Below are 8,580 nucleotides of genomic sequence, written 5' to 3'. Positions count from 1 at the left end.
GAGATTATAAATAATAAATCTCTTTTCAAAATTTTAAAACAAAATCAAATTTTCTCTAAAGAGGATCGAATATTTTATATTATTTTAGTTTTATTAAAGTATTATGATTTAAACTTAAATTTAAATTTAAATACACTTTCCTCTATTTTAAATATATCTAGAAGAACTTTAAGTGAAGACTTAATCTCTGTTAAAAAATCTTTAAAGTTCTATCAATTGGATATCTCTAGTATTCCTAGCAAAGGAGTTAGTATTTCAGGAAATATTTCTAATATTAAAGGCTGTTTTCTTTCATATATTTTTAAATTTCTAGTAGAGTTTGAAGAGCTTCCACCTTTAATATCTGAAGATTATTTAAGTTTTTTTCAACAAAAAATATCTGAAAAAACTATTCATGAAATTGATTATTTCCTATATGCTTTTGATTTAGATATTTTTGGAAATAATAAAAAACTTTTAAATAGCATCTATCAAATATATTTAGATGAAAACTGTTCTGAAGATATCTCTACACTATCTCTAGAAGAGTTTAAAAAATACTTCTCTGATATTTTCTCTTTAAAACATATTGAAAAAGCATATACTTTTTTTAAAACTTCAACCTTGGGTAAATTCCCTTTAAAAGATATAAATATTTTTATTATAACTTTAAAGTTTTGTGCTGGAATTTTAAAAGAGACAAATATCTATTTAGATAAAGAGTATTGTAACCTTATAAATATCTTCTCCAAATTTATCTCTATAAATTGCTCTCAAAAGATATATTTCGAAAGATTTAGTAATAGAATTCATATTGCAAGTAAAGAAAGCTCTTTTTTGTCTTTATATGATCTTTCATTTCTTAGCTTGAATTTAAATAATAAAGCAAAAAATGAATGTTATCATCTATTTCTTGAATTAAGAAAAATATATCCTAATATTCAATTTTCTAATATTATTTTTCTTTATCTTTTAAATTTAAATAAAAATACTTTTTCAGAAGTTGAAAATACAATCGTTGTTTTTAGGGATCTTCCTAGGTTTTTACATCCTGTTATTAAAAATCTTTTTCTTTTAAAAGAAAATATACATATATCTCATTTTATCAAATATTATGAGTTAGATACTTATCTTTTACATGAAGAAGTTTCTTTAGTAATAACTTTTGAAAATTTAAATTCTAACTATCCTTTTATTAAATATTATCCTTTACCAATATAATAAAAATAACCTCTGTAGAAAAACTTACACAGAGGTTATATTTTTAATATTTGTATTAATTTAATCTTGCTACATAAATCTTTTCCTATTTTTGTTGGATGAAGTCTAAAAACTCTCTTATCATCAAATGTTCCATATTTTTGAATCAAGTTTTCTTCTTCCAATCTTTTTATACAAAGCGAAACTGATCCCTTTGACAAATCCAATCCCTTAGTTAATTCACACATAGTTATTCCTGGGTTCTCATTTATTCTTCTTAAAATCCTCTCATGTGTGTAATTAATATGATACTTCCCTAACTCTTTTTTTATTTCTGTTTTACACATAATACAACACCCCTAATAGATTTTATCTATATACTATTATAGACATTATCTCTTTTTCCTTTTTTTAACTTATTCTTTCAAAAAAAAAACACTTATCCCTCAATTTAAAAGATAAGTGCAACTGGCTACCATTTTACAGGCCCTATAGCTTTGCGTCCTATGATTTCTCATAGTTTGCCATATAATTTTGTATTCTAATTATATCCTATTTTTACCGTTTTATGCAATGTTTTTTTTACAAAATGCTCTATACAAAAACAATTACAAATAAAAAAGACGGAACATCTCCGTCCTTTATATATTATTAGGATTAGGTATTAGTTTGCTTGAACTTCTTTTGCTAAAGGCCCTTTATCTCCACTTTCAACTCTGAAAGATACATTTTGCCCCTCTTCTAAAAATCTGAATCCATCTCCTATAATTCCAGAAAAGTGTACAAAGTAATCTTTTCCTTCCTCACAAGTTACAAATCCAAATCCTTTCTCTTTGTTAAACCATTTTACAGTACCTTTTGTCATTTCTTTATTCCCCTCCGTGTTTATAATCCTTTTTGAAATTTAATTAATTTCTTATATATTCTAATAATATCATATATAATTTATAAATTATATATTCCATTTTTTCTTTTTATTGGGGCAAAACTGGTATATAATCATACCTATTTTTTTCATTCACTTCTATTTTAATATATCCCTATATATGATAAACTATTAGAATCGGGGGTGGTAAAATGAATACAACAGCTGCTAATATTTTAAAAGTATTATCTCAAACTGAGATGTCTATAGAGGATATGCAACTGTATTTTAATGTGGAAAAAAGCTCTATTATTAAAACTATTTCACAACTTAATGAATTTTTAATTTCAATTAATTTACCTATTATTTCAAAAGATGATAATTTTTACTTTCTAAAATTGAACTCAGAAGAATTAAAAGTTTTATTTGAAAATTTTACAATTTTGACTACTGATGAAAAGATAGATTATTTATTTATTAAATTTATTTCAAATGGTTTTTTAAACTTAGAAAGAGAAAAAGAGATTTTAGATATTTCAAGAAGTACTATTTTAAGATGTTTTCAAGTAGTTAAAGATGAATTTTTAAAAAATGGGACTACTTATGAATATTGTCATGGTAAAGGACTTATTTTAAAAAATCTTTCTAAAAATGATAAAAATCTATTTTATAAAAAATTAATGAAATTTTTTATTGAAGAAGATATACTTGTTCCAGTGCGAAAAAATCTTTTAGACTCTATTAAACTTTTTGATACAAAAAAAAGGCTTTCTCAACTTTACCCTATACTTAAAAATTCTGATATTTCTATAAATTATTTTTTACTTTCTTTTATATGCTCTTTAGAAGTTTGCATACATATTTTTGGAGGATTTAATTTTATCGATGATTCTAATTTAGAATTGGATAAATTTAAAGAATTACAAAAAAATATCAATATATTTGGAAGTGATTTTGATGAAGAGTTTAAAAATCAACTTTGCCATTTTTTAACATCTCTTTCTTGTGAAAAGGGGATTTTAGAAGCATCTATTATAGATATTTGTAGAAATTTAACTAATTCTATTAAAAATAAATTTCGTGTCAAAATTTCTAATAAAGATTTAGAAAAAATGTTATTTAATAAACTTTATCTTTCATTTTTTAAATACAATAATAAAATTGTAAAAATTATTAATGTTTCTTTTAGTAAACCTCATAAAATAATTTTAAATAAATTAGATGAAATTTTAAATGAGTTTTCATATACTCTCTATTTAGTGGATAAATTTATGATTGTATATGTTATCAGAAGAATTCTTATAGATGAAAATTTTTCAAATATAAAAAGTGTTCTTTTACTTTTCAATGAAGTTGTTGCAGTTGACCAGATTGTATTTAAAAAATCTTTAAAAAAATATCATCCTAATATAACATTTGATGTTGAAGCTACATTTTTCCATAAAAAAGATATTATACAAAATCATAAAAACTATGATATAATTATAAGTGATAGTAATATTGTACCTAATGTAAAAGTTGTTGAGTACTATAACACTATCAATATCCACAGTATTTTAGAAAATCATGCTTTAACGAGTGGATTAAATAAATTAAACACTATTTAAATATTTAAGAACACTTTCTAAGTGTTCTTTTTTATGTTCTGTTCCTTTAAAATATATGTTAAACTATAAATGTCGGAGGTGATTAAATGAATACAACAGCTGCTAATGTTTTAAAAATTTTATCTCAAACTGAGATGTCAATAGAAGATATGCATCTGTATTTAAAAGTTGAGAAAAACGCTATTCTAAAAACGATTTCACAAATTAATGATTTTTTAGAATCTATTGATTTACCTAAAATTGAAAAAAAAGAGGATATTTTTTATTTACCTCTCACTAAAAAACAATGGGAAATACTCTTTGATAATTTTAACGTTTTAACTGTGGAAGAAAGAGTTGATTATCTTTATATTAAGTTTATTACTTATGGATTTTTAAATTTAGAGAAAGAAAAAGAAATCTTAGATTTATCTAGAAGTACTATTCTTCGATGTTTTCAAAATGTTAAAGATGAATTTTCAAAAAATGGAACTCGTTATGAATATCTTCATGGAAAAGGTCTTTTAATAACTGAACTGAGCTTTACTGACAAAAAAAACTTTCATCGAAAACTTATGAAGCTTTTTATTGAAGAGGATATTTTAGTTCCTCCATTAAAATCTCTTCTAATGGATATTAAAAAATTTGATACTAAAACTAGATTGTCTCAGATTTATCCTATACTTAAATTTTCTAATATATCTGTTAATTATTTTTTACTTTCTTTTTTATACTCTTTAGAAATTTGCTCTGAAATTTTTGAAGAATCTCTATTTAGAAATGAAAGTTATATTGAAACTAAAGAATTTAATCATATAAAATCATTAATTAATAAATATGGTAGAGATTTTAATCCTAAATATAAGGATGAATTAACCTTCTTTTTAACTACCTTGATTTTAGATTACTATTTTTTAGACAAAGATAACAAAGTAAAAACCTTAAAGTTTTTACATATTTTAAAAACTGAATTTAAAATATCTAATTTAAACTCAGAGCTAGAAGATATGCTTTTTCATAATATCTATCTCGCTTTATTTAAATTTAAAAATAATATAGTAGATTTTAAAAATACATATTTTAATGAAAATGAAAAAGTCCTTTTAGATAAATTGGATTTTATTTCAAAAAAACATTCTTATGAGTTTTTTTTAGCAGATAAATTTTCTATTGTTTTTGCTCTAAAAAGAGCTCTAATTGAGGATAATTTCAACAACATAAAAAATGTTTTGTTTCTTTTTAACGAAATAAATGCAAATCACTATACTTTATTTAAAAAAAGTTTAACTAGACTAGCTCCAGATATAAAATTTGATTTAGAAGCTTCATTTTTTCATAAAAAAAATATATTAAGAAATTTTGATGAATATGACCTTGTTATTAGTGATGAAAAGATAAATCATAACGTTTTTGTTATAGATTTTTATTGTAATTCAAAGGTTCAAAATATTCTAGAAGAAAAAGCTTTCTGTTTAGGAGTCAATAAATTTTATAAAGAATAATTAAAAAGGTGGTCTTATCAAATAAAACCACCTTTTTGTTAAAATCTATATCCTATTCCTATTTTTATATTTGTATCTACTCTATCGTTATCTGCTAAACCTACTCCTGTATATAAATTATAGAAAATTCCATTTAATCTTTCATAATCCATACCTATCATTATACGTATCCTATTTTCTGTTATTTCTGGTCCTTTAATTCTAAAGTCAGTACTATTTTTTATTCTACCTGTTAAATAATCTCTATCCGAATCAAAAGTTTTTATATAACTTATTTCTCCTCTAAACTCTAATAGCCCATCTTTTAAATATTTTTTCTTAGAAAAATCTATTCCTACTAAAATATCTGTACTTTGGTAATTCTTTTTATCCACATCTATTGCTAAAGGATTATAATTTTCTTTTACCTTATCTTGAGATATCATCATATAATTTAATCTTAATTTTGGCTCTATAAAAATATCATTTTCACTTTTAATAAAATATCTTCCTTCTAAATAAGCACCCATACTATTTGTAGATAATTTCCCATTATTTTTAAAATATTGGTATTCATTTATTAAAACCCTATCTACATTATATTCATTGTATTGGTACCCTACTCCAGTTGTTAATCTAAATTTATCTATGTTTCTCTTTACATAAACCCCTATATAACCTGAGTTTCCATCACCCTTTGTTTCTTTTGACATCTTTAATTTTTGATTATTACCACCTATAGCTATTCCTAAAGATGTATCCTCTAATATTCCATACTCTGCCGTTCCTAGCATTCCATATGTTGATATATTACTTGAGTAACTATTTTTTTGAATTTCTTTTCCAAATCTATTATTTTGCTCATTTTTTCCAAATTTTTCATATCTATAAACTCCATGAGCTTCAGTTATCCACTCATCCTTTTTAGGCATTTTTGTTGCAAAAATATTATCTTGATATAATCTTAAACTTTCCTTAGAAGCTTCTCCTATAAATGCGTATGGATTGTTTGCATATATCTGATCTAATATAGAAACTAATTCTTTTTTTGCCTCTAATATACCTCTTCCGTCTTCATAGTCTAACGTCGGAGCCAGATAACCCTCCTCCCCTCCGTTTACTATACTGTCCCATATATCGCCTAAATCTTCTCTATCTTCTACCTCATTGTCTGGAGGGTTATCTGGTTTCTCTTCACCTTTATTATCAGGTTTTCTATCATCTTCTGGAGTATTTATAATATCATCTAAATTCAATGTATCTATTATCACATCTATTGTCTCTGTTGATCTCATAGCATAAGTATTTACCCCAGAATCTATTAACCAAATATCATCTTTTCCAGGTATAAATTTTCTCGCTGTGTGAGCTATAGAATATGTTCCCATTTCTGAATCTTTAAGATCTGTAACATCTGTTTCATTCATTGCAATAACTGTTCCGTTTCTTAATCCACTAGCTTTAAAAAATAATTTTGCTCCTGCTTTAATATCTGGATGATTTTCACCATCTGGAAGATGATCTCCTATATTTTCTTTTTCTCCAAGTATTATAGCTCCTGTATGATCATATAATGCATGTCCTATAACTCTTCCTTTTTCATCTCTTTTGCTTCCATCTAATCTAACTAATAGAGTTCCATGCTCTATATCTATATCTGTAGTTGCATTTACTTTTGCAGTCGAATAAAATGTAACTTTTCCATTTGTTTTTATCTCATCAAAATTCTCTATTTTATCATATATTTTAAGTTCTTCATTTGAATCACTATTCCCTAATTTCAAAGTATTTAGTTGTCCAGTTGATAATATATCACCATTTACTTTAACATCATTATCAATATATACTGTATTTCTATTTCCATCTACAGTTATTTTCCCATTTAATAGAGTATTTCCCATAATATCTATTTTAGATTCATCTCCTAATATCTGTATTATTGGGTCTTCATTTTTTATTCCACCACCATTTACCAATGAATCCAGAATTTTTAAATTAGTATTATCATTTAAGGTAATTGCAGTTTTATATGCATTTATTATTGAATTCTCTACTATAGTGCTTTGCTTATTTGCTAGTGTCAATGTTCCAGTTGATACTCCTGCTCCATTTAAAATCTTATTTTTATACTCTGGACCTGCAAGTATATAACCATCCAAATCTTTTAAAAGATTTGTTATTTCTCTTCCTTTATCGTCATAAGCAATAGTCGAATCTGATTTAATACTTACTATTTCTCCACTCTGATTTATATTTATATATAACCCATTATTCACTTCATTTTCTGGAGCCTTACTAAAAATAGATTCCCCTATTAAAATTCCATTATTTGCTATTTCATTTAATTTTCCTCTAAAATTAATAGCAATATTACTGCCTTTTATAACTCCTTCATTGAAAATATTTTTAATGTTATATCCTGAATATACTCCATTTCCAGATTTGCCATCACCAATTTTTGAAATATACCCACTAATAACCCCACCATTTTTAAGTGCTTCTATATTTGTTTGTATTCCTCTTCCATCAACAATTATTCCATTTCCGCTCTCGAAATTTAATCCTGTTGTATCAACTTTTCCTTCTATCACACCTGTATTTTCTATTTTTGAAGTTATAAAATCTCCACCAAAAGAGTGTCCAAAAGAACTTAAATGTACTCCATTTCCACTATTTTCTATTTTTGAATTTGAAAATACACTTCCTCTTACTACCCCTTGGTTAATTATTTCATCAACTTTACTTTCATAATTTCCAAAAGCCGTTATTCCATTTCCTATATTTCTTGAACTTTGATTTTCTATGAAAGCTTCTCCTATAACTCTTCCAAAGTTTTTAAGACTTCCTATCTCGCTCTTAAAATAATAATTTCCACCTAATAAATCTTTTGGAGATGCATTTATTCCATTTCCAGAATTATATAACCCACTCTTTCCATTTATTGATTCTGTTTTTCCAGATATGACTCCTTCGTTTTCTATTTTATTTAGCTTACTCCCAATGATTTTAGCTCCCATTTCTTTTTGTCCCGTGTCATTTCCTATAATATTTATTCCATTTCCATTATTTCCACTTATTTTAGTTAAACTATTAGCTAAGAAAGTTCCATTTATATAACCATTGTTGTTTAATGATCCCGTCTCTAAATTTTCTAATATTATTCCATTTCCACTATTAGTTACCTTATTAGCAAATTCTATTACTTCAATACCACCTAAAATTACTCCGTTGTTATCTAAATTTTCGATATTTTTATCGCTCTTTATTCCATTAGATACTAACTCACTATCCTGATTAGTTATATTTAAATTTTGAATTTTTCCATTATTATATATACTCATTTCTTCTTCATCTAATACAATACCCTGTGTTTTATCACTATCATTAAAATAATCTTTTAACTTTATAATGTTCTGGGTATAGGAATTTTTCTCTATTAAAATAAATAAAATAATTATATTAAATATAG

General features: G+C 24.7%; 6 protein-coding genes and 1 riboswitch. Of the genes, 3 read left to right on the top strand and 3 right to left on the bottom strand.

What is annotated here, in order from left to right; genetic code table 11:
- On the top strand, nucleotides 1-1,200 hold a 1,200-nt coding region (locus tag HMPREF0202_RS15275; RefSeq protein ID WP_023052285.1), incomplete at its 5' end, for a hypothetical protein.
- A gap of 35 nt (nucleotides 1,201-1,235) precedes the next feature.
- Here the strand turns inward: HMPREF0202_RS15275 and HMPREF0202_RS06115 are convergent.
- Nucleotides 1,236-1,526, bottom strand: coding sequence for a winged helix-turn-helix transcriptional regulator (locus HMPREF0202_RS06115; RefSeq protein ID WP_023052284.1), 291 nt, complete (start codon nucleotides 1,524-1,526; stop codon nucleotides 1,236-1,238).
- 113 nt (nucleotides 1,527-1,639) lie between these two features.
- A riboswitch (cyclic di-GMP riboswitch) is annotated at nucleotides 1,640-1,715 on the bottom strand.
- A gap of 128 nt (nucleotides 1,716-1,843) precedes the next feature.
- Entirely contained in the window at nucleotides 1,844-2,044 is a 201-nt protein-coding gene (locus HMPREF0202_RS06110) for a cold-shock protein (protein WP_023052283.1), read from the bottom strand.
- A 212-nt stretch (nucleotides 2,045-2,256) separates the two neighbouring features.
- On the opposite strand from HMPREF0202_RS06110, the gene HMPREF0202_RS06105 reads away from it, so the two are divergent.
- Both HMPREF0202_RS06105 and HMPREF0202_RS06100 read left to right on the top strand, forming a co-directional pair.
- A complete protein-coding gene (locus tag HMPREF0202_RS06105) occupies nucleotides 2,257-3,651 on the top strand; it encodes a BglG family transcription antiterminator (protein WP_023052282.1) in 1,395 nt (464 codons plus the stop codon).
- Nucleotides 3,652-3,737: 86 nt separating this feature from the next.
- A complete protein-coding gene (locus tag HMPREF0202_RS06100) occupies nucleotides 3,738-5,132 on the top strand; it encodes a BglG family transcription antiterminator (protein WP_023052281.1) in 1,395 nt (464 codons plus the stop codon).
- 38 nt (nucleotides 5,133-5,170) lie between these two features.
- On the opposite strand, the gene HMPREF0202_RS06095 is transcribed toward HMPREF0202_RS06100, so the two are convergent.
- A partial coding sequence (locus HMPREF0202_RS06095) for an autotransporter family protein (protein WP_023052280.1) occupies nucleotides 5,171-8,580 on the bottom strand: 3,410 nt, incomplete at its 5' end.

Origin of the sequence: Cetobacterium somerae ATCC BAA-474 (assembly GCF_000479045.1) — a bacterium.
GTDB classification, from domain to species: domain Bacteria; phylum Fusobacteriota; class Fusobacteriia; order Fusobacteriales; family Fusobacteriaceae; genus Cetobacterium_A; species Cetobacterium_A somerae.
This window is presented reverse-complemented; position numbering and strand designations above follow the sequence as displayed.

Bases quoted from the DNA above. Each gene is read 5' to 3' on its own strand.
- HMPREF0202_RS06115 (WP_023052284.1), bottom strand. From the start codon at position 1,526: ATGTGTAAAACAGAAATAAAAAAAGAGTTAGGGAAGTATCATATTAAT.
- HMPREF0202_RS06110 (WP_023052283.1), bottom strand. From the start codon at position 2,044: ATGACAAAAGGTACTGTAAAATGGTTTAACAAAGAGAAAGGATTTGGA.
- HMPREF0202_RS06105 (WP_023052282.1), top strand. From the start codon at position 2,257: ATGAATACAACAGCTGCTAATATTTTAAAAGTATTATCTCAAACTGAG.
- HMPREF0202_RS06100 (WP_023052281.1), top strand. From the start codon at position 3,738: ATGAATACAACAGCTGCTAATGTTTTAAAAATTTTATCTCAAACTGAG.